20 protein-coding genes, 3 pseudogenes and 1 other annotated feature are annotated in these 22,235 nt (G+C 32.6%); all 23 genes and pseudogenes read left to right on the forward strand.

Going from position 1 to position 22,235, the window contains the following annotated elements; translation table 11 throughout:
* Position 1: 1 nt before the first annotated feature.
* The 23 genes and pseudogenes from ylqF to dnaJ all read left to right on the forward strand — a co-directional run bounded on the left by ylqF (position 2) and on the right by dnaJ (position 22,198).
* Complete coding sequence (gene ylqF / locus NMU03_RS12975; RefSeq protein ID WP_290138893.1) at positions 2–889, forward strand: ribosome biogenesis GTPase YlqF; 888 nt, start codon at positions 2–4, stop codon at positions 887–889.
* Positions 874–1,509 (forward strand): ribonuclease HII, encoded by a 636-nt coding sequence (rnhB, locus tag NMU03_RS12980; RefSeq protein ID WP_290138895.1) that lies wholly within the window; start codon positions 874–876, stop codon positions 1,507–1,509. The genes ylqF and rnhB overlap by 16 nt, the downstream gene beginning before the upstream one ends.
* 129 nt (positions 1,510–1,638) lie before the next feature.
* Complete coding sequence (dprA, locus tag NMU03_RS12985; RefSeq protein ID WP_290138896.1) at positions 1,639–2,403, forward strand: DNA-processing protein DprA; 765 nt, start codon at positions 1,639–1,641, stop codon at positions 2,401–2,403.
* A gap of 48 nt (positions 2,404–2,451) precedes the next feature.
* A pseudogene (gene topA / locus NMU03_RS12990) lies at positions 2,452–4,525 on the forward strand (type I DNA topoisomerase).
* Positions 4,526–4,561: 36 nt separating this feature from the next.
* Positions 4,562–5,848: pseudogene (trmFO, locus tag NMU03_RS12995) on the forward strand (methylenetetrahydrofolate--tRNA-(uracil(54)-C(5))-methyltransferase (FADH(2)-oxidizing) TrmFO).
* A pseudogene (gene xerC / locus NMU03_RS13005) lies at positions 5,841–6,754 on the forward strand (tyrosine recombinase XerC). The pseudogenes trmFO and xerC overlap by 8 nt, the downstream one beginning before the upstream one ends.
* 69 nt (positions 6,755–6,823) lie before the next feature.
* Positions 6,824–6,892, forward strand: a sequence feature (ribosomal protein L21 leader region).
* Positions 6,893–6,911: 19 nt separating this feature from the next.
* Entirely contained in the window at positions 6,912–7,262 is a 351-nt protein-coding gene (gene rplU / locus NMU03_RS13010) for a 50S ribosomal protein L21 (protein ID WP_290138902.1), read from the forward strand.
* Positions 7,262–7,585: a ribosomal-processing cysteine protease Prp gene (locus NMU03_RS13015; RefSeq protein WP_290138904.1), complete on the forward strand. Its 324-nt coding sequence runs from the start codon at positions 7,262–7,264 to the stop codon at positions 7,583–7,585. The genes rplU and NMU03_RS13015 overlap by 1 nt, the downstream gene beginning before the upstream one ends.
* Positions 7,586–7,589: 4 nt before the next feature.
* Positions 7,590–7,874, forward strand: coding sequence for a 50S ribosomal protein L27 (gene rpmA, locus NMU03_RS13020; protein WP_290138906.1), 285 nt, complete (start codon positions 7,590–7,592; stop codon positions 7,872–7,874).
* Positions 7,875–7,929: 55 nt separating this feature from the next.
* Positions 7,930–9,216 carry a GTPase ObgE gene (gene obgE, locus NMU03_RS13025; protein ID WP_290138908.1) on the forward strand — a complete coding sequence of 429 codons (1,287 nt, stop codon included), beginning with the start codon at positions 7,930–7,932 and terminating at the stop codon, positions 9,214–9,216.
* Positions 9,217–9,315: 99 nt separating this feature from the next.
* Positions 9,316–9,882, forward strand: coding sequence for a Holliday junction branch migration protein RuvA (ruvA, locus tag NMU03_RS13030; protein ID WP_290138910.1), 567 nt, complete (start codon positions 9,316–9,318; stop codon positions 9,880–9,882).
* A gap of 10 nt (positions 9,883–9,892) precedes the next feature.
* Positions 9,893–10,891 carry a Holliday junction branch migration DNA helicase RuvB gene (ruvB, locus tag NMU03_RS13035; RefSeq protein ID WP_290138911.1) on the forward strand — a complete coding sequence of 333 codons (999 nt, stop codon included), beginning with the start codon at positions 9,893–9,895 and terminating at the stop codon, positions 10,889–10,891.
* Positions 10,892–10,920: 29 nt separating this feature from the next.
* Complete coding sequence (locus NMU03_RS13040) at positions 10,921–11,394, forward strand: ComEA family DNA-binding protein (protein WP_290138913.1); 474 nt, start codon at positions 10,921–10,923, stop codon at positions 11,392–11,394.
* Between the two features lie 173 nt (positions 11,395–11,567).
* A complete protein-coding gene (locus NMU03_RS13045; protein ID WP_290138914.1) occupies positions 11,568–13,376 on the forward strand; it encodes a ComEC/Rec2 family competence protein in 1,809 nt (602 codons plus the stop codon).
* 32 nt (positions 13,377–13,408) lie between these two features.
* On the forward strand, positions 13,409–14,350 hold the full coding sequence (gene holA / locus NMU03_RS13050; RefSeq protein WP_290138915.1) for a DNA polymerase III subunit delta: 942 nt from the start codon (positions 13,409–13,411) through the stop codon (positions 14,348–14,350).
* Between the two features lie 22 nt (positions 14,351–14,372).
* Complete coding sequence (locus tag NMU03_RS13055; RefSeq protein ID WP_290138917.1) at positions 14,373–15,578, forward strand: L-serine ammonia-lyase, iron-sulfur-dependent, subunit alpha; 1,206 nt, start codon at positions 14,373–14,375, stop codon at positions 15,576–15,578.
* On the forward strand, positions 15,575–16,663 hold the full coding sequence (hemW, locus tag NMU03_RS13060; protein ID WP_290138918.1) for a radical SAM family heme chaperone HemW: 1,089 nt from the start codon (positions 15,575–15,577) through the stop codon (positions 16,661–16,663). The genes NMU03_RS13055 and hemW overlap by 4 nt, the downstream gene beginning before the upstream one ends.
* Before the next feature lie 244 nt (positions 16,664–16,907).
* On the forward strand, positions 16,908–17,060 hold the full coding sequence (locus NMU03_RS13065) for a hypothetical protein (RefSeq protein ID WP_290138919.1): 153 nt from the start codon (positions 16,908–16,910) through the stop codon (positions 17,058–17,060).
* Entirely contained in the window at positions 17,057–17,197 is a 141-nt protein-coding gene (locus NMU03_RS13070) for a type II toxin-antitoxin system RelE/ParE family toxin (protein WP_290138921.1), read from the forward strand. The genes NMU03_RS13065 and NMU03_RS13070 overlap by 4 nt, the downstream gene beginning before the upstream one ends.
* 351 nt (positions 17,198–17,548) lie before the next feature.
* On the forward strand, positions 17,549–18,586 hold the full coding sequence (hrcA, locus tag NMU03_RS13075; RefSeq protein ID WP_290138923.1) for a heat-inducible transcriptional repressor HrcA: 1,038 nt from the start codon (positions 17,549–17,551) through the stop codon (positions 18,584–18,586).
* A gap of 10 nt (positions 18,587–18,596) precedes the next feature.
* Positions 18,597–19,142, forward strand: coding sequence for a nucleotide exchange factor GrpE (gene grpE / locus NMU03_RS13080; RefSeq protein WP_435372909.1), 546 nt, complete (start codon positions 18,597–18,599; stop codon positions 19,140–19,142).
* Positions 19,143–19,162: 20 nt separating this feature from the next.
* Entirely contained in the window at positions 19,163–20,980 is a 1,818-nt protein-coding gene (gene dnaK / locus NMU03_RS13085; RefSeq protein ID WP_290138925.1) for a molecular chaperone DnaK, read from the forward strand.
* Positions 20,981–21,034: 54 nt separating this feature from the next.
* On the forward strand, positions 21,035–22,198 hold the full coding sequence (gene dnaJ, locus NMU03_RS13090; RefSeq protein ID WP_290138927.1) for a molecular chaperone DnaJ: 1,164 nt from the start codon (positions 21,035–21,037) through the stop codon (positions 22,196–22,198).
* Positions 22,199–22,235: the final 37 nt, after the last annotated feature.

Raw genomic sequence — 22,235 nt, forward strand, 5'->3', positions numbered from 1 at the left:
TATGGCTAATCAAAATGCAAAAATGAATATCCATTGGTTTCCTGGACATATGGCTAAAGCCAGAAGAGAAATCAGTGAAAAAATCAAGGTCATTGATATTGTGATTGAACTTGTTGATGCACGTGCGCCTTATTCATCTAAAAATCCAATGATTAATGAGATTACCAAAAACAAACCACGTCTGATTGTTTTAACAAAAAAAGATATGGCTGATGATCGTTATACAAAGCAGTGGGTTCAATATTATGAACAATGTGGTTATCAGGCTATGAGTGTCAATTTAAAGAATTTTAATGAATATCAAAAAGTCATTGAAAAATGTCGTCATGTTTTAAAGGAAAAAATGGAAAAAGAAAAAGCACGAGGTTTAAAACCAAGAGCTATTCGTGCTATGGTTTTAGGTATTCCTAATGTAGGAAAATCAACTTTTATTAATAAATTGGCGAATCGTAAAGCAACTGTAACGGGTAATAAACCAGGTGTCACAAAAGCGCAGCAGATTATTAGAATTGCGAAAGATTTTGAATTATTTGATACACCGGGTGTATTATGGCCAAAATTAGATGATGAACATGTGGCTAAAAATATTGCGTTGTTGGGTTCGATTAAACAAAGTATTTTGCCGTTGGATGATTTATTTATTGCAGCGATGCGTTACTTGACTGAAAATTATCCGCAGTTATTAAAAGAACGCTATCAATTAGAAATAGATTTAGATGATGATAATTGGATTGTTGAGACTTTTGATCATATTGCAAAAGTTAGAAAAATTAAACCTTTAAGAGGTGAAACCGATTATGATCGTGTCATGGAACTTTTCTTTAGTGAAATTAATGATGGCAGCATTGGTCAAATAACATGGGAGAGTCCAACATGTGTGAACGTTTAAAATTTGAACAAGAAGCTTACGCATTAGGTAAGAAATATATTGTTGGTTTGGATGAAGCAGGACGAGGCCCTATGGCAGGACCATTGGTCGTTGGTGCCGTTATCTTTCCTCAAGGTTATTATAATGAAAAGATTAATGATTCTAAAAAATTAACAGAGAAAAAACGTGAAGCTCTATATGATGTGATTATTCAAGATGCTTTAGCATATCAAATTGAAATCATTGACGTAGAAATGGTTGATCGTTTGAATGTCTATCAAGCAAGTAAAAAAGGGATGCTTGATGCGATTCAACATCTTTCTATTCAACCTGATTATGCTTTAACGGATGCTATGCCTTTAGGTGATGTGATTGAACATCAATCCATTATTAAAGGGGATGGAAAGTCATTAAGCATTGGGGCAGCGAGTATTCTTGCGAAAGTAACACGTGATCGCATTATGAATGAATATGCTCAGATTTATCCTGAATATGGTTTTGAAAAACATAAAGGTTATCCAACCAAACAACACAAAGTTGCTTTAAAAAGATATGGAGTGACACCTATTCATAGACGTTCATTTCAACCAGTTATAGATGTTTTGAATCAACAATTAAGTTTATTTGATGATGAAATCTAATGTTTTGAGGCGATAGTAAAAAAGCAATTCATGGAATATGAGTTGTTTTTTTAATTTTTTGAAAAAATTTCATTGAAAAAAAGAAAAATGAAAAATTTTTGCGTATATAAATAATAGGAGGATAATTATATGGAAGAATTAGTATTATATTTTTCTTTAAAGTATGATGGGGATTTTCAAAAAATCTATAATGCTTTAATGAATAAAGAAAGAGTTAATGAAAATTTAAAAGTAGAATTGATGAAAGGAATGAAGTGTCAGTACATAACCATCTTTAGTGATGCGTATCCTGAATTATTGAAACAGATAAACTGTCCACCATTTGTTTTATATTATTATGGTGATTTATCATTGTTGAATACCAAAACAATTGGTGTTGTAGGAATGCGTCAAATGAGTGAGTATGGTAAACGTGCAACGCATATATTTGTGAAAGATTTAGTACAAAACGGGTATACCATTGTCAGTGGGATGGCAAGAGGCATTGATACTGTTGCACATCAAAATGCGATTGCTTATGGTGGCAAAACAATTGCGGTTTTAGGAACGGGAATTGAATATTGCTATCCTAAGGAGAATAGATTATTATATGAAGAGCTTAAAGAACATCAACTTGTCTTAAGTGAATATCCGTTTTTTACAGCTCCTCAAAAACGTTTATTTCCATTTCGTAATCGTATTATTGCCGGTTTATCTCATAGCATATTAATTAGTGAGGCTAAACAAAAAAGTGGTACGATGATTACTGCTGGCTATGCTTTAGAACAAGGCAAGGACATATTTTGTATACCGGGACGTTTTGATGATTATGAAGGTTGTAATGAATTGATTAAACAGGGTGCTAAACTTGTCATGAATGTAGCTGATATTGTGGAAGATGAAGATTATGGTTGACAAATTCAAAAAAGACTTAATAATAGAGAACACGTAGGAGGTAATATGATGGGTAAGAATTTAGTGATTGTCGAATCGCCTTCAAAATCAAAAACAATTCAAAAATATTTGGGGGCAGATTTTGAAGTGACTTCATCAAAAGGACATATTAGGGACTTGGCAACCACTGGAAAAGGTGGACTAGGAGTCGATGTAGAAAATGATTTTAAACCTAACTATGTCATTAATAAAGATAAGAAAGATGTCGTTAAAGAATTAAAGAAATGTGTCAAAGAAGCTGATTATGTTTATTTGGCTACCGACCCTGATCGTGAGGGGAAGCAATTTCTTGGCATCTTGCGGAAGTCTTAGGATTGGATGAAAGTTTAACGAATCGTATAGTTTTTAATGAAATTACACATGACGCTGTCATTAATGCTTTAAAAAATCCTCGTACAATTGATCAAAACCTTGTGAAATCTCAAGAAACAAGAAGAGTTTTAGATCGTATTATTGGATTTAAACTTTCTAAGCTTTTACAAAAGAAAATTAAATCTAAGTCAGCTGGGCGTGTACAATCCGTCGCATTAAGATTGATTTGTGAAAGAGAAAAAGAAATTGAAGCTTTTATTCCTGAAGAATATTGGAAAGTGAAAGCTGTTTTTGAAAAAGATGATATTTTGTTTGAAGCCCAGCTTGCAAAACATGCAGGGCGTAAGATAGAACTTCATAATGAAACTGAAACAAATGCAGTTTATGAAGCATTAAATAAAGAATTTATTGTTGGTGATGTTAAAAAATCAAAAAAGAAACGTGCATCAAAACCACCTTTTATCACATCAACGTTACAACAGGAAGCATCTTCAAAATTGAATTTTAAAGCGAAACGTACAATGATGATTGCCCAAAAATTATATGAAGGTGTAGATATTGGTCATGAAACAGTTGGTTTGATTACGTATATGAGAACCGATTCAATTCGTTTGTCAGAAAGTTTTATTAATGAAACAAAACAGTATATCGGTGAAAAATACGGAAAAGACTATGTGGGAAGTGTGAAAGTATCTAAGAAAAAGATAATGTACAGGATGCCCATGAAGGGATACGTCCAACAAGTATTATGCGTACACCTGAAAGTGTGAAAGAATATTTGAATCGTGATGAGTATAAATTATATTCTTTAATTTATGCAAGAGCGATGGCTTCATTAATGGCACCAGCACTGTTGAATGCGACAACTCTTTCGTTAGAAAATAATGGTTATGAATTTAAAGCCAGTGGTTCAGTGATTCAATTTGATGGTTATTTAAGAGTTTATGGGGCTTATGAAAAACAAAATGATGAACTTCTTCCTGAAGTTGTTGTTGATGAAAAACTTTTAAGTCAGGATATTAAAAAATCTCAACATTTTACGAAACCACCAGCTCGTTATACTGAAGCAAAGTTAATTAAAGAACTTGAAGATTTAGGAATTGGGCGTCCAAGTACTTATGCAAGTATTATTGATACGATTGTTACAAGACAATATGTAGAAATGGTGGATAAGGCTTTTAAACCAACGGAATCAGGAGTGCTTACAAATGAGAAACTTGTAGAATTCTTTGATAGTATTATTAATGTTGAATATACAGCTCAAATGGAACAAGAACTTGATGAGATTGCTGAAGGACATGATAATTATGTTCATGCTTTGACAGCATTTGAAGATAAATTTGAACCTTTATTAGAAAATGCTTATGAAAAGATGGAACAAATTCAACCACAAAAGACAGGTGAAACTTGTCCAGAATGTGGTGGTGATCTTGTGATTCGTAAAGGACGCTATGGTACATTTGTGGCTTGTTCGAATTATCCGACATGTAAATATATCAAAAAAGAACCTGAAACAGTTGAGTATACAGGTGAGAATTGTCCAAAATGTGGGAGTCCAATGGTCTATAAAACAGGTCGTTATGGTAAGTTTGAGGCTTGTTCAAATTATCCTGAATGTAAGTATATTAAAAACGAAAAGAAAAAAGCTGAACCTGTAATGACGGATGAAGTTTGTCCCAACTGTGGGAGTCCAATCGTGATTAAAAAAGGACGTTTTGGAGAATTTAAAGCTTGTTCAGCTTATCCTAAGTGTAAAACAATCATTAAATAAAAGTCCCGTAAGGGACTTTTTAGAAAGGAAATGAAAATGAAAAGAGTCAATATTATTGGTGGTGGTTTAGCGGGAGTAGAAGCAGCGAATCAACTTGTTTCACGTCAAATTCCTGTACGTTTATATGAAATGCGTCCACATCAGACAACAGGAGCACATAAAACAGCTGATTTTGCTGAGCTTGTTTGTTCTAACTCGTTAAGAGCTGATGGGTTGAATAATGCAGTTGGGGTGCTCAAAAAGAAATGGAAATGAATGAAAGTGTGATAATCAAATTTGCTAGAGCACATCAAGTACCAGCTGGTGGATCTTTAGCGGTGGATCGTGAAGGTTTTTCTAAAGCAATTACTGAATATATTGAATCACAACCTTTGATTGAAGTTATTCGTGAAGAAGTGACAGAGATTCTAGAAGGACCTACAATTATTGCATCTGGCCCTTTAACAAGTGCAGCTTTATCTAAGCAAATTCAACAGTTATTGCAGGAAGATTATTTCTATTTTTACGATGCTGCTGCACCAATCATTGAAAAAGACAGTGTTGATTTTTCGATTGCTTATATGAAATCAAGATATGATAAAGGTGAAGCTGAATATATTAACTGTCCAATGACAAAAGAACAATTTGAAGCTTTCTATGATACATTAATTCATGCTGAAGTCGTGAAACCAAAAGATTTTGAAGAAAAGTTTTTTGAAGGTTGTATGCCATTTGAAGAAATTGCCAGACGTGGTCAACAAACATTGTTGTTTGGACCAATGAAACCAGTGGGATTAGAGAAAGAAGGTCAAAGACCTTACGCAGTTGTACAATTAAGACAAGATAATGCTGTGGGAACGCTCTATAATATTGTTGGCTTTCAAACGCATTTAAAATGGGGTGAACAGGAGCGTATTATCCATATGATACCAGGCTTAGAAAATGCGAAAATTGTTCGTTATGGGGTTATGCATCGTAATTGTTTCATCTGCTCACCACGTTATTTAAAACCAACGTATCAATTTATTGGTCGTGATGATCTGTTTTTGCAGGACAAATGACGGGTGTAGAAGGCTATGTTGAGTCTGCTCAAAGTGGTATGGTCGCAGGTATGAATATGGCTAGATATTTACAAAATCAAGAATTACTTGTTTTTAGCGTGAAACAGTCATGGGGGCATTGGCTTATTATATTACCCATGGTGATGAAAATAATTTCCAACCCATGAAAGCCAATTTCGGTATTTTGCCAGAACTAAAAACACGTGTGAAGAAAAAGGAACGAAAAGAAGCTTATGCTAAACGTGCTTTAGAAACAATGGAGAATTTTTTAAGTCATGTCTGATTTTCATAAGATGATTAAAGATTATTTGCATTATCTTCAATATCTTAAAAATTATTCTGATTTAACCATCAAGGGTTATCAAAGAGATATTGATGAATTTGTTGAGTATTGTAAACGTGAAGGTATTGAAAATTTTGAAACAGTCAAATATTCTTTTTAAGAGGTTATCTGGCTTATTTACATACTAAGAGCTTATCACCTAAGACGATTAATCATAAAATGAGTAGTTTAAGGGGACTTTATCGTTATTTACAAAAAGAAGAACTGGTAGATGATAATCCTTTTCTTTTGGTGGAATCTTTAAAAGAGCCACAACGTCAGCCTGATTTTCTTTATATGGATGAAATGTTGGATTTATTAGATAGCATTGATACCCATACACCACTTGGACGACGTAATAAAGCAATGCTGGAATTAATGTATGCATCTGGTTTGCGTTGTTCTGAAGTCGTAGAATTACAAATATCACAGATTGATTTTTCTAGACAACTGTTATTTATTCATGGAAAAGGTGGGAAAGATCGTTATGTTCCTTTTCATGATTATGCAAGTGATTTATTAGAAGATTATATAGAGAGTGATCGTCAAGATATCATGATGAAATCACAACAGGAACATGATTATGTTTTTGTAAATAAATTTGGAAAACCTTTAACCAATCGTGGTGTCGAAGATATTGTCAATCGTATTGTTAGAGATTACGATCCAACGAAAAAGATTCATCCTCATACGATTCGTCATTCTTTTGCGACTCATTTATTAGAACAGGGTATTGATATTCGTGTGGTTCAAGAGTTACTGGGACATTCCAATTTATCTACAACACAAGTTTATACACATATTACCAAACAACATTTGAAAGAGGTTTATGATCATTCCCATCCTCGAAATCAACAAAATCATTGAGGAAATGAGAATAATTAAAAAAAGATTGACGATAGGGAGATAAAATGATAATATACCTATGTTGTAGACCTCTAGCTACAACCGCACATACAAGGTATTAAAGCAACGCTGCCTTGGTTGGCGAGTCTGAGATTATATAAAAAGAAGGAGGTACATCATGTACGCAATTATTGAAACTGGTGGAAAACAATTAAAAGTTGAAGTTGGAGATACTATTTTTGTTGAAAAATTAGATGTTGCTGAAGGAGAAGAAGTTGTTTTAGACAAAGTTTTATTTATTGGGGATAAAACAAGCAAAATCGGGAATCCTTATATCAAAGGGGCAACTGTAACTGCTCAAGTTGAAAAACATGGAAAAGAAAAGAAAGTATTAATTTATAAATACAATCCTAAGAAACATTATCACAAAAAACAAGGTCATAGACAACCTTATACAAAATTAGTTATCAAAGATATTAAAAAAACTGCTAGAAAAGCAAAACAAGAAGCTACTGAAGCTGCTGAATAATGATTAAAGCTGTTATTAAAAAGTATAATCAATCCATTTTACAGATAACAGTTTCCGGTCATGCACAAAGTGCTGAATATGGAAAAGATTTGGTATGTGCTGGTGTCAGTACAGCGTGTATTGGTATTGCAAATGCATTAGTACATTATCAGTTTTTATCAAAGAATTTAGGAACTATTGAGATAAAAGATGGATTTATTGATATTAAGGTTCATCAGGACAATGATCAGATTCAAGTGGTGCTAGGGACATTTGAAGTGATGTTGAAAACTGTTGAAGAATCTTATTCAAAATACATGAAAATTGAAAAGATGGAGGTATGAAACCATGATGTTTAAATTAGATTTACAATTATTCGCTTCTAAAAAAGGTGTTGGATCAACAAAAAATGGTCGTGATTCTAAATCAAAAAGATTAGGAGCTAAATTATCTGATGGGCAATTCTGTACTGCTGGTTCTATCATTTACAGACAAAGAGGAACTAAGATTCATCCAGGTGTAAATGTTGGAAAAGGTGGAGATGACACTTTATTTGCAAAAGTAGATGGTGTTGTTAAATTCGAAAGAGAAGGAAGATCAAGAAAGAAAGTTTCTGTTTACCCAGCTGCTTAATAGGAACCCCTTATGGAGGGGTTCTTTTTTTGAAAAATAGAAAGAAGGTGAAAGAATGAAATTTATTGATAAAGTTCATATCTATGTAGAAGCTGGAAAAGGTGGCGACGGTGTTGTCGCATTTCGTCGTGAAGCCTATGTTCCTAAAGGAGGACCTGCTGGTGGTGATGGTGGAAAAGGTGGAAGTATTATTTTTGAGGCCACAACTTCATTATCAACATTATTAGATTTTAGATATCATCGTGAATATAAAGCTAAAAATGGTGGACAGGGAATGGCTAAAAAGATGCATGGAGCCGATGGTGCTGATATGATTTTAAAAGTCCCTGTAGGAACTGTGATTTATGATGAGGATAGTGGTCGTGTTTTAGCGGATTTAACTCATGATAAGCAAAGAGCAGTGATTGCTAAAGGAGGACGTGGTGGACGAGGAAATGCGCGTTTTGCAACAAGTCGTAATCCTGCTCCAACTATTTGTGAACATGGGGAACCTGGTGAAAAATATAATTTAATTTGTGAGCTAAAATTACTTGCTGATGTAGGATTAGTAGGTTTTCCATCAGTAGGGAAATCTACATTATTATCTGTTGTATCACGTGCTAGACCAGAAATTGCTGATTATCATTTTACTACAATTGTTCCTAATTTGGGGGTTGCGCAATCTAAAGATGGGCGTTCTTTTGTGATGGCGGATTTACCAGGATTAATTGAAGGAGCAAGTCAAGGAAAAGGATTAGGACATCAATTTTTACGTCATATTGAAAGATGTCGTGTGATTGTTCATGTGATTGATATGGGCGGTACTGAAGGACGTGATCCTTATGAAGATTATCTAGCAATCAATAAGGAATTAGGTGAATATAAGTATCGTTTGTTAGAAAGACCACAAATTATTGTCGCTAATAAAATGGATGAACCTGAAGCTGAAAATAATTTAAAACGTTTTAAAGAACAGCTAGGTGAAGATATACCTGTTTTTCCTGTGATTGCATTAATTCAAGAAGGTGTGGATATGGTATTATATGCGATTGCTGATTTATTAGATCGTACACCATCATTTGCAACTGAGGAAGAAGAAACGGAAAACAGTGTGCTTTATACATATCAAAAACCAGATGAAATTGGCTTTGAAATTCATAATATGGGTAATGGTCAATGGCATGTCACTGGTGAGCGTGTAGAAAAAATTGTTCAAATGGCATCACTTGGCAGTGATGATGGTGTTAAACGTTTTGCCCAAAAAATGCGTAATATTGGTTTAGATGATGCTTTGCGTGTGGCAGGGGTACAAGCTGGCGATACTGTTTCTATTTTAGATTTTGAATTTGAATTCTATGAATAAATCTTTTATACAAAAAAATGAGAAAATTGCTTCTCATTTTTTTATTTATTTTAAAAGTATGTTATAATGATAGGGATATTATGAAATAGGAGTTGTGACATGTATAGTTATATTAAAGGTATGATTGTCGATATGTCTAAAGATCATATCGTGGTAGATAATCAGGGAATTGGATATTTGATTTATGTTTCCAATCCTTATCAATTTAAGCGTGGACAGGAAACGCAGGTTTATGTTTATCAGCAGGTTAAAGAAGATGGCATTGCATTATTTGGTTTTTTAACACCGGAAGAAAAAGATTTGTTTTTAAAATTGATTCTTGTTAAAGGGATTGGTTGTAAGACAGCGATTGGTATTTTAGCTACTGGAGATGTGGAGGCTATTATCACAGCTATTGAGTCAAAGAATATTGCTTATTTAAGAAAAATCCCTGGTATTGGGCCTAAAGCAGCTCAACAGATTGTTTTAGATTTGCAGGGTAAATTCCAAAATACAACTTCACCAATCGTTTTAACTTCGGTTGAATTTGATGAGGCGATAGAAGTTTTAATTGCTTTAGGATATAAAAAACAAGATGTTGATCGTGTCATGAATACACTTACTCATGAAACATTGGATACGAATGGCTATGTCAAAAAAGCACTTGGTTTATTAGTCAAATTATAGGAGGATGATTATGGATTTAAATCATGATATTTTAGATACAAAGGAACATGTAGAAGATGAAGAAAATCAATTAAGACCTCAATCTTTTGATGAATATATCGGACAAACAGACTTAAAAAAGAATTTAAAAGTATTTGTTGGTGCAGCAAAATTAAGAAATGAAACTTTAGATCATGTTTTATTATATGGACCACCAGGTTTAGGAAAAACAACGATGTCCATGATTATTGCCAATGAAATGGGAACACATTTAAAAGCAACAACCGGACCAAGCATTGAAAAAACAGGTGATTTGGTTGCCATACTGACATCATTAGAACCAGGGGATGTTTTGTTTATTGATGAAATTCATCGCTTAAATAAAGTTGTTGAAGAAATTTTATATCCAGCTATGGAAGATTTTTATGTTGATGTGGTGATTGGTAAAGAAGCCTCAACACGTTCTATTCGTATTGATTTACCACCTTTTACATTAGTTGGGGCCACAACAAGAGCGGGTGATTTATCTGCACCATTAAGAGATCGTTTTGGGATTGTTTCTAAATTAGAATATTATAATGAAACAGAATTAACAGCCATTATTGACCGTACAAGTCAGGTTTATCGTATTGATATGGATGATGAGGCTAAAGTGGAACTAGCCAGACGTTCTCGAGGAACACCAAGAATTGCTAATCGTTTGTTTAGACGTGTCAGAGATTTTGCACAATATAATGGAGATGACATCATTACCAAGTCAAGAACAATTGAGGCTCTGCAATCTCTAAAAGTTGATGAATTAGGTTTAGATGATGTTGATCATAAATATTTATTAGGGATTATTCAACGTTTCCGTGGTGGACCAGTTGGTTTAGAAGCAATTGCTGCAAGTATCGGGGAAGAACCTTTAACTTTAGAAGATGTGTATGAACCTTATTTATTACAGACTGGATTAATTAAAAGAACACCAAGAGGACGTGTGGTGACAGAACTTGCTTATCAGCATTTTCATATTTCAAAAGAATCTTAGGATTCTTTTTTTATTTGAAGGAGGTTATGATGAAAAAGAAGTATCAGATAATTGGACTGCTTGTTTTAATGGTATGTTCCATTATTTATGATTTTCAAAAACCAGAAGTTCAAGAAAAAGAAGTGATTTCATTATCATATGTGATTTTAGAAGGCGAATTTTTAACGAATGGAAAATATGAATTTGAGGGTCAAAAAACAATCCAAGATTTAATTGATGAAATTGGTGTATCTTCAAAAGCCAATTTACAATCTTTAAATACTGATAAAATCGTTGAAGATGAAAGTCGTATTTATTTACCACCCATTAATGATCATGCGATATCTTTAAATCATGCGACTAAAGAAGAATTGATGACTTTACAGGGCATTGGTGAAAAAACAGCATTAAAAATCATGGACTATCGTAGTCAACAACCTTTTGAATCCATTGAAGATATTATGAATGTGAGTGGTATTGGTGAAAAAACATATTTGCGATTGAGGGAAAATTTATGTTTATAAGATATCATCTTTTTTATTATGCATTAGGATTGTTATGCTTTGTTTTGGCCCGATTTTTACATCCTCTTTTTTATTTGGTTTATCTTTGTTATGGTGTTTTTATTTATCATAGATTATCTTTATCACATTTGATAATCTTGATTGTTCTTTGTTTGTGTTTATGGATGCGCCCCATGTCTATCAATGCTTTACCTTCTCATCTTGAAGGAAGTGTGAGTAAAGTTGGAGAAAATTATTGTTATTTAAAAACAGATGCAGGAACTGTTAAACTTTATCATGATAACATTGATATAGAGTATGGGGATTTATTAAAGGTTGAAGTTAAGGAATTAGAACTCTATGAAAACAGTAATGATAATGCTTTTTGTGAAAAAGATTATCTTTATGGTCAAAAAATATTTCATAAAGCATATGTTGAAAAACTCATTTCCCAACAAAAACAACCTACTTTTTATCGTTGGCTAGAACAACGTTTTTCTACCAATCAGGATATTCAGGATTATCAACGATTATTTATTTTAGGACAAAAAAGTGCAACAATTGGTGAAGATTATCAGTTATTAACGGATCTTTCTCTTGTGCATATGTTTGCTTTATCAGGAATGCATATCCATATTTTATATGCTTTTATCAAAAATAGCTTGTCTTTATTTTTACCACGTCATGTCGCCAAGCTCATTACTTTTTTGATGATTGGTTTTTATATTTTCTCGATTCCAATGCTTGTGTCTTTATATCGTGCTTTTTTTGTTTTACTGCTATATGAAATCTTTAAAAAATGGTTTCATCAGTTAGATATTTTTGCATTTCTTTTGATTTGTTCTTTGTTTTATAATCCCTATATCATTTATAATATTTCTTTTGTTTTTTCATATTTTATCTATTTTATTGTTTTAATCACAAAACATTTATGTTATTCATCTTTTTGGATTTATTTATCATCATTACCTATTATTTTAACTTTGAATGCCCAAATTCCTTTGATTACTTTTGCAGTCAGTGATATTTTAAATGCTTTTATTGAATGGTTTTATAGTTTGTCTGTTCTTTCTGTATTTTTTCCAGTGTTAGAAATGGTATTAAAATATATGGTTATGATTTTTCAAAACATTCTTTCTTTTTTAACGTCATTGAATAATTTTATTGTTTTTTCAAAACCAACTCTAGCCTGGTTGGTTCTTTTTTATTTTTTCTATTTTCGTATCATCATTCTTCAGGAATTGAAACGTTCCTATCGAAAAGAAATCTTAGCATTATTTTCATTAATGATTGTTTTGCAAGTATGGAGTCAATATAAGATTTATGGAGAAGTGACCATGATTGATGTGGGACAGGGTGATTGTACGTTGATTCGCTTACCCATGAATCAAGGGAATATTTTAATTGATACGGGTGGCACACAGGATTATGATTTAGCAACCAAAACCATTATTCCTTATCTAAAATCAGTGGGTATTTCCCATTTGGACTATATTTATATTTCTCACGATGATTTTGATCATTGTGGCGCTTTAACATCTTTGTTAGAGCATTTTTCAGTTGGTGAGGTCATTGATTCCTTTGAAGAAAGTCGACAAATTGGCTGTGCCACAATACAAATGATTAAAAGTGACAAAGTTTACAGTGATTCTAATGATCAATCTTTAATTATGTATGTATCTTTACCATCGATGAATATTTTGTTTACTGGTGATGCTTCTAGCGTTGTTGAAAAAGATATATTGGAACAGTTACGGACATTGGATGTCGATGTTTTAAAAGTTTCACATCATGGAAGTGCGACTGCGACTTCTCCAGCATTTTTATCAACTGTGCATCCTGATATTGCGATGATAGGAGTCAAAAAGAATAATATGTATCATCATCCTTCTACGCAGGTTATTGAACGTTTAGAAAGAAAAGGCATAACGATTTTAAGAACGGATCAAGATGGGATGTTTCACATTCGATTTTATGGAAAAGAACGTTACATTTTGCGTTGATTCATGTATAATGGTAAACGTGAGGTGATGTTATGAATTTTGTCATCTATGGTGAAGATAAATTATTAATGGAGCAAAGATTAAAGACATTAAAAAAGAAATATCATATTCAAGAAGAAGATATGAATATGGTGACATATTGGTGTCAGGAAACAAGTATGGCAACCATTATTGAAGATGCTTTAACACCACCATTTTTAACAGAATATAAGATGATTGTTTTAAAGAATCCCCTCTTTTTAACAACTCAAAAACAAAAAACAATGAGTGAAGAAGATATTCAAAAATTTATGGATTATTTAAAGCTGGATAATCCCACAACTGTGTTTGTTATTTATCATGATCAACGTAATTTTGATGAACGAAAAAAGGTTGTCAAATCATTACGTAAATTGGCTCATTTTTATGAAATTGAAAAGATGGATGAGCATCAGTTATATAAAGCAACACATCAGGCGATTAAAAGTCGAGGATGTGAGATTGAAGAAGATGCATTGAGATTATTTTTATCACGTATGCCTTCAAATCTTTTAGAAATTTCACAGGAAGTTAATAAACTTTGTTTATATACAAAACATATTACAGTAGAAACAATAGATTTATTAGTGACAAAACAGGTTGAAGAAAATGTTTTTGAACTCAGTCAGGCAATATTAAATAAAGAAACAGCTCGTAGTTTTCGTATTTATAAAGATTTAATTGTCAATAATGAGGAACCGATTAAATTGATTGTTTTGATAGGTAATGCAATGCGTTTGTTATATCAAGTGAAATTATTAGATAGAAAAGGTTATAATGATAGAGAAATTGCGCAAATTTTATCTATGAATCCTTATCGTTTAAAATATATTAGACGTGATGGACAAGATTTTGATTTAAAAGAATTATTAGCACATATTGATGAATTATCGCAGTTGGATATTGCGATTAAAACAGGAAAAATAGATAAATATAAAGGTTTAGAACTTTTTTAATGCGAATGGGAGGAAATGAATCATGGAATCAATGAGAGAATTATTTAAAATCGGGTTTGGCCCTTCATCATCACATACAATGGGACCACAAAGAGCAGCCTTAAAAATTAAAGAAATGTATCCTGAAGCAACACATTTTCATGTTGACTTACATGGATCATTGGCACTTACAGGAAAAGGCCATTTAACAGATTATATTATTGAAAAAACATTGGCTCCTAAGCCGGTGGAATTTTCTTTTAAAAGTGATGAATTACCCGAACATCCTAATGGAATGTTAGTACATGTTTTTCAAGATGATCAGGAATTAAAGGTCATAGAGGTGTATTCTATTGGTGGAGGATCTATTTTATTTAAAGGAGATTTGGCACAAGAACCTGTACAAGTTTATCAACAAAAAACAATGAAAGAGATTTTACATTATGTTGATGTTCATGGTATTTCTTTATATGATTATGTTTTAGAAAATGAAGGTGATGATTTTGATCATTTTCTTTCTGATATTTTAGAAGCAATGTTTGAAAGTGTTGAAAATGGCTTGAAAAAAGAAGGTGTGATTCAAGGGCGACTCAAATTAAAAAGAGTTGCGAAATCTATGTATCAACAAGCTCAAAATACGCGTCGTGAGGCTGATCGTGAAAGATTATTTATTTCTAGTTATGCTTATGCTGTTTCAGAAGAGAATGCCGATGGTGGAAAAATTGTGACAGCTCCAACTTGTGGAGCGAGTGGCATTTTACCAGCTGTATTATATTATTGTTATAAGCAATTACATATTGAAAAGAAGGATTTAATTAAAGCCTTAGCTATTGGGGGACTATTTGGCAATGTTGTCAAAACCAATGGTACAATTTCAGGAGCTGATGGTGGTTGCCAGGCAGAGGTTGGAACAGCTTGTGCAATGGTAGCTGCCACAATGGCATGGATATATGAACTAAATAATTCTTTAATTGAATATGCTGCTGAAATGGGGTTGGAACATAATTTAGGATTAACTTGTGATCCGGTTGGAGGTTATGTCCAAATTCCATGTATTGAACGTAATGGTTATGGGTCTTTACGTGCCTTAGATGCCGCTATGTTAGCTAAACAACTTGGTTATTTAAGAAAAAATAAAGTGTCTTTTGATACCATTGTGAAAGTGATGAAAGAAACTGGAAAAGATTTATCAAGTGATTATAAAGAAACATCATTAGGTGGATTAGCGAAAGAATTTGGTTTATCATGAGTTCTTTATATGTACATATTCCTTTTTGTAAGCATATATGTAGTTATTGTGATTTTTGTAAGGTTTTCTATCATGAAAAGTGGGCGTGGCAATATTTAGAAGCATTGGCCTATGAAATACAACAAAAGGATTTAAAACAAGATTATCAGACAATTTATATTGGAGGAGGAACACCTACTACTTTAACATATGAACAGCTCCAATATCTCTTTGATTTGTTGAAACCATTTGCTTATCAAGTTCAGGAATATAGTATTGAAATAAATCCAGAAACAATGGATCATGAGAAGTTAGCGTTATGTTTGCAAAATGGTGTCAATCGTTTGAGCATTGGTGTTCAAACCTTTCAAGATGATTTACTCAAAAAAATAGGGCGTGTGCATACATCGAGTCAAGCTAAAGCATTTATTCAAGAGGCTCAAAATATGGACTTTCAAGATATAAATATTGATTTGATGTATGGTTTGCCTGATCAAACATTAGAAGATGTTTATCAAGATATGGAAACTCTCAATCAATTAAATGTGGGACATGTTTCCTATTATTCATTAATTTTAGAGGATCATACAATTTTAAAGAATATCAATTATCAGCCTTTAGATGATGAAGAAGATGCCAAATGGTATGAAATTATTCGCCAGCAAATACAGCAATATGGTTACAAGCAATATGAAGTGAGTAATTTTTATCGTTTCAAACCTTCCTTGCATAATTTAGTTTATTGGCATTATCAAGATTATGATGGGATAGGGGTATCTGCACATTCTTTAAAAAATGGTCATCGCTTGGAAAATACAAAATCATTAACGCGATATCTTAAACATGATTTTTTAGCAAGTGATATTTCATTGACATTACAAGATCAATTGTTTGAAAAAATCATGATGGGATTACGTTTGAATCAAGGTCTATCCATTGAAGAAATGAACCAGCTTTACCGAATAGATTTTTTGAATCAATATCAAAAAGTGATTACAAAATATCAACAAATGGGTTTTTTAGAAATCGTTGATGGTTATTTAAAAACAACATTTTCTGGAATCAATTATTTAAATAATATTTTAATAGATTTTTTGGATGAATAAATGAAATGTATTAATTTCTACTGAAAGTAATTATTTTATATGAAAATGCATTTCTAAAAACGACTGTGTATCATAATAGTTGTATATAAATAAAGTATAATATAGATGAGGTGAAAGTGATGGAAAATATTATCATTAGACCAATATCTGATTTACGTACAAAATTATCAGAGATTTCAAAAACGGTACATGAAAATAAACAGCCTATTTTTTAACAAAAAATGGATATGATGATATGGTTATTATGAGTATGACGGTATATCAAAATATGCTTAAAGAAAATGAAATATATTTAAAAATGAAAGAAGCTGAAATATATGCTGAACTCTATAGTCACCGATTGGAGCAGTCTGATGTCTTTGATGATTTGCATAACATGATTGATAACATTGAATGAATCATTATAAAATGGAATATTTACAAACCTTTAAAAATGATTTAAAGGAGATTGTTAGATATATTTCAGTAGAATTTGATAATAAAATAGCAGCTCATCAGTTATTGAATAGTTTAGAAAAAAGATTGAACTATTAAAAACAAATCTTGAAATTTTTCAATTTTATGATTTTGTAAAACCTCTAAAAAGAAAGTATAGATATTTTGTGATAGGGAATCATATTACATTTTATTATGTAGACGTGAAAACAAAAATTGTGGTTATATATAGAATCATATACAGAAAAAGAAATATGTCTTATATATAAAATATCTGAGGATATTGTTTAGAAATCAATTGTTTAAATAATATTTTAATAGATTTTTTGGGTGAACAGACTTAGGTCTGTTTTTTCTTTGATTTTTAGCACAAAAGTGTTGACAGTGCTAAAAAGATGAGTATAATGTAATTAGCACAAAGGGAAAAGGAGTGCTAAAGGAGGTTGAGATATGCTGACAGCTAGACAATTACTGATTTTAAAATGTATAGTTGAAGAATTCGTGGAAACGGCTGAACCAGTAGGATCAAAAACCTTGATGACAAAATATCAGCTTCCTTATTCAAGTGCGACAATTAGAAATGAAATGTCATTCCTTGAAGAACATGGATATCTTGAAAAAACACATACATCATCAGGACGTGTTCCTTCCACAGATGGGTATCGCTTCTATGTTGATACATTAATGCAACCCAATGTAGATGATGAAGTGAAGAATCAAGTGTCAATGATTTTAGGCAATCGACATCGTTCACTTAATGAGATTATTAAAGAAAGCTGTCAAATTTTAAGTCAGCTCACTCATTTAACAACTGTGGCATTGGGGCCTAACGCGATTTATGAACATTTACAGAATATTACACTTGTTCCATTGTCTGAACATACTGTAACAGCAATTATTGTGACAGATAAAGGGCATGTTGAAAATCGTAATTTCAATATTAAAAATAATGCCTATATGGAAGACTTGACAAGTTGTGTCAATGTAATGAATGAATTGTTAGATGGGACTCCAATTAATCAGGTTGCCTTTCGTTTAGAAAGAGATGTCAAACCAATATTGAGTGCACGCATTAAGGAGCATGAGGTTTTGTTTAATGCTTTTTTAGAGGCATTTATGAAGTTTGCGAACAATAATGTTTACTTCTCAGGTAAGGAAAACTTATTGTATCAACCAGAATATGATGATGTGAATAAATTACGTCGTTTGGTTAGTGCCTTTGAAAATTCGCAATCTTGGAAAAGTTTAGAACCGATTGCTTTGGAAGATGGTGTGACAGTAAGAATTGGGAATGATTCCCCAATTCAGGATTTAAATGATGTGTCCGTTATTTCGGCTTCATTTAAAACAGGGAATAAGTCTAAAGGATCTATTTCAGTCATTGGGCCGACACGTATGCCTTATGAAAGAGTTGTTTCTTTAGTTGAGTATATTTCAAAGAGCTTAGAAGAAGTTCTTGTTGATTACGATGATAAAGATGATGAATAGAGGTGAAATAATGGCAAAAGAAAAAGAAACTGCACAAGAAGAAATGAAAGAAGAAGTTGTTGAAGAAACAACAGAAGATGTTGAAGTGCAAAAAGAAGAAAATTTACAACAACAAATGAAAAAATTGGAAGAAGAAGTTAATAACTGGAAAACGGATTACTACAAAGTTTTTGCAGATATGGAAAACTTAAAAAGACGTTTAGAAAAAGAGCATCAAAATTCATTGAAGTTCATGATGCAATCGTTTATTGAAGAATTGCTTCCAGTTGTGGATAATTTTGAACGTTCATTGAATGTTCAAAATCCAAGTGATGAAATTCAAACTTTCTTGAAAGGTTATCAAATGATTTTTGATCAATTGATGGCTATTTTAAAGAAAAATGGTGTAGAAGTGATTGAGGCACAAGGTCAAGAGTTTGATCCAAATCTACATCAGGCAGTGATGACAACACAGGATGAAAATTATGATCATAATGTAGTTGTTGAAGAACTTCAAAAAGGTTACAAATTGAAAGATCGCGTTATTCGTGCATCTTTAGTCAAAGTGAATGAATAAAATTTAGGAGGATGATTATTATGGGTAATAAAATTATTGGTATTGATTTAGGAACAACAAATTCATGTGTCAGTGTCATGGAAAATGGAGAAGCAAAAGTTATTGCGAACCCTGAAGGTTCAAGAACTACTCCATCTGTTGTTGCCTTTAAAAATGGAGAAATTATTGTTGGTGAAGCTGCAAAACGTCAAGCAGTTACTAACAAAGAAACTGTTATGTCTATTAAAAGACATATGGGTACAGGTTACAAAGAACAGGTGAATGGTAAAGAATATACACCTCAAGAAATTTCAGCAATGATTTTACAAAATTTAAAAGCAACAGCTGAAGCTTATTTAGGTGAATCTGTGAATCGTGCCGTTATTACTGTTCCTGCATATTTCAATGATGCACAACGTCAAGCAACAAAAGATGCAGGTAAAATTGCAGGGTTAGAAGTTGAACGTATTATTAACGAACCAACTGCTGCTGCTTTAGCATTTGGTGTTGATAAATTAGATAAAGAACAAAAAGTATTGGTCTATGACTTAGGTGGAGGAACATTTGACGTTTCTATCCTTGACTTAGCTGATGGTATGTTTGAAGTTTTAGCAACTGCAGGAGATAACCATTTAGGTGGAGATGACTTTGACCAAGCTATTATGAACTGGGTTGTTGCTGAATTCAAAAAAGAACAAGGTGTTGATTTAAGTGCTGATAAAATGGCTATGCAACGTGTTAAAGAAGCAGCTGAAAAAGCGAAAAAAGATGTTTCTGGTATGATGCAAACACAAATTTCATTACCATTTATTTCAGCAGGCCCAGCAGGTCCATTACATCTTGAATTAACATTAACAAGAGCTAAATTTGATGAATTAACACATGATTTAGTTATGCGTACAGAAGGTCCAGTAAGACAAGCATTAAGTGATGCAGGTATGTCACCAAATGACATTGATCAAGTCTTATTGGTTGGTGGTTCTACACGTATTGTTGCAGTTCAAGATTCAGTGAAAAGATTACTTGGAAAAGAACCAAATAAATCTGTAAACCCTGATGAAGTTGTATCTATGGGTGCAGCTATTCAAGGTGGAGTTATTGCTGGAGATGTGAAAGATATTGTCTTATTAGACGTTACACCATTATCATTAGGTATTGAAACAATGGGTGGAGTAATGACAGTCTTAATTGAAAGAAATACAACAATTCCAACAACAAAATCACAAATCTTCTCTACTGCTGCTGATAATCAGCCAGCTGTTGATATCAACGTTTTACAAGGTGAAAGAACAATGGCCAAAGATAATAAACAATTAGGTTTATTTAAATTAGATGGTATTGAACCTGCACCTAGAGGAGTACCTCAAATTGAAGTTACTTTCAGCATTGATGTTAATGGTATTGTTAATGTTAAAGCAAAAGATATGAAGACTCAAAAAGAACAATCTATCACAATTCAAAACTCAACTGGTTTAAGTGATGAAGAAATTGATAGAATGGTCAAAGAAGCTGAAGCAAATAAAGCTGATGATGAAAAGAAACGTAAAGATATTGAAACAAGAAATAAAGCTGAACAAATGATTAATGAAATTGATAAAGCCTTAGCTGAACAAGGAGATAAGATTGATGCTAATCAAAAATCTCAGGCAACAGCTTTAAGAGATGAATTAAAGAAAGCTTTAGATGATAATGATATGGCTACACTTGAAGCAAAAATGACTGAATTAGAACAAGTTGCACAACAAATGGCAGCGTATCAATATCAACAATCACAAGGAGCTAATCCAACAGGTGATGCTTCAAATACAGCAACTAACGATGATGACGTTGTTGATGCAGACTTTACAGAAAAGAATTAACATAAAATAAGGCCAAGGCTTTGCCTTGGTTTTATCTAGTCGAGAGGTGAAATTATGGCTGAAAAAAGAGATTATTATGAAGTGCTTGGTGTATCAAAGAGTGCCAGTGCTGATGAAATAAAAAGAGCTTATCGTAAAATGGCTAAAAAATATCACCCTGATGTCAATAAGGATCCTGGTGCTGAAGAAAAATTTAAAGAAGTTCAGGAAGCTTATGATGTTTTATCTGATGAAAATAAAAAAGCTGCCTATGATCGTTATGGTCACGCTGCATTTGATCAAGCTGGTGGATTCGGTGGTGGTGCCGGAGGCTTTGGAGGATTCGGTGGCTTTGAAGATGTTGACTTAGGAGATATTTTTGGTTCATTCTTTGGTGGTGGCGGATCACGTCAAAGAAAAAGTGGTCCAATGCGTGGAGAAGATCGTTTTGTTCAATTAGAAATTGATTTCATGGATGCTATTAAAGGAAAGAAAACAGAAATTAAAATCAATTATGATGAACAATGTTCTCATTGTCATGGAACAGGTGCAAAAACACCTAATGATTATCAGACGTGTTCTCGTTGTGGTGGAACAGGTACAATTCGTACCCAACAACGTTCTCCATTTGGAACATTTGTGAATCAGACAACATGTCCAGATTGCCATGGAACAGGTAAAGTTGTGAAAGAAAAATGTTCACATTGTCATGGAAATGGATATGTTAATAAAAATATTACAGTAGAACTAAATATACCTGCTGGTATTAATACACATCAACAGTTACGTGTGCAAGGTAAAGGACATCGTGGTACAAATGGTGGACCTAATGGTGATTTATATGTGGAAATTTATGTGAAACCACATCAACACTTCCAACGTGATGGCAAAAACATTTATATTTCTATTCCAATTTCAGCAGTTGATGCCACACTAGGTTGTGAAGTTGATGTACCAACTGTTTATGGTGATGTGACATTAAAAGTTCCTGAAGGAACTCAACCAGGAACAACATTACGTTTAAAAGGTAAAGGTGTAAAAGATTTACGTAGTGATAATTATGGGGATCAGTTTGTAAAAATTGATGTTAAAATTCCTACAAAATTATCTCGTGAAGAAAAAGATCTTTATCATAAACTTAAAAAAGCCACAAAAAAAGAATCGATCTTTGATCAATTCAAAAAGGTTTTAGAAGATAACAATTGTTATCTTCTTTTTTTGCATAAAAGGGCAAAATAAACATAAAATAAAGAGTATAAAAAAAGCATCCAGATGG

The organism is Allocoprobacillus halotolerans, from assembly GCF_024399475.1.
GTDB lineage: Bacteria > Bacillota_I > Bacilli_A > Erysipelotrichales > Coprobacillaceae > Allocoprobacillus > Allocoprobacillus halotolerans.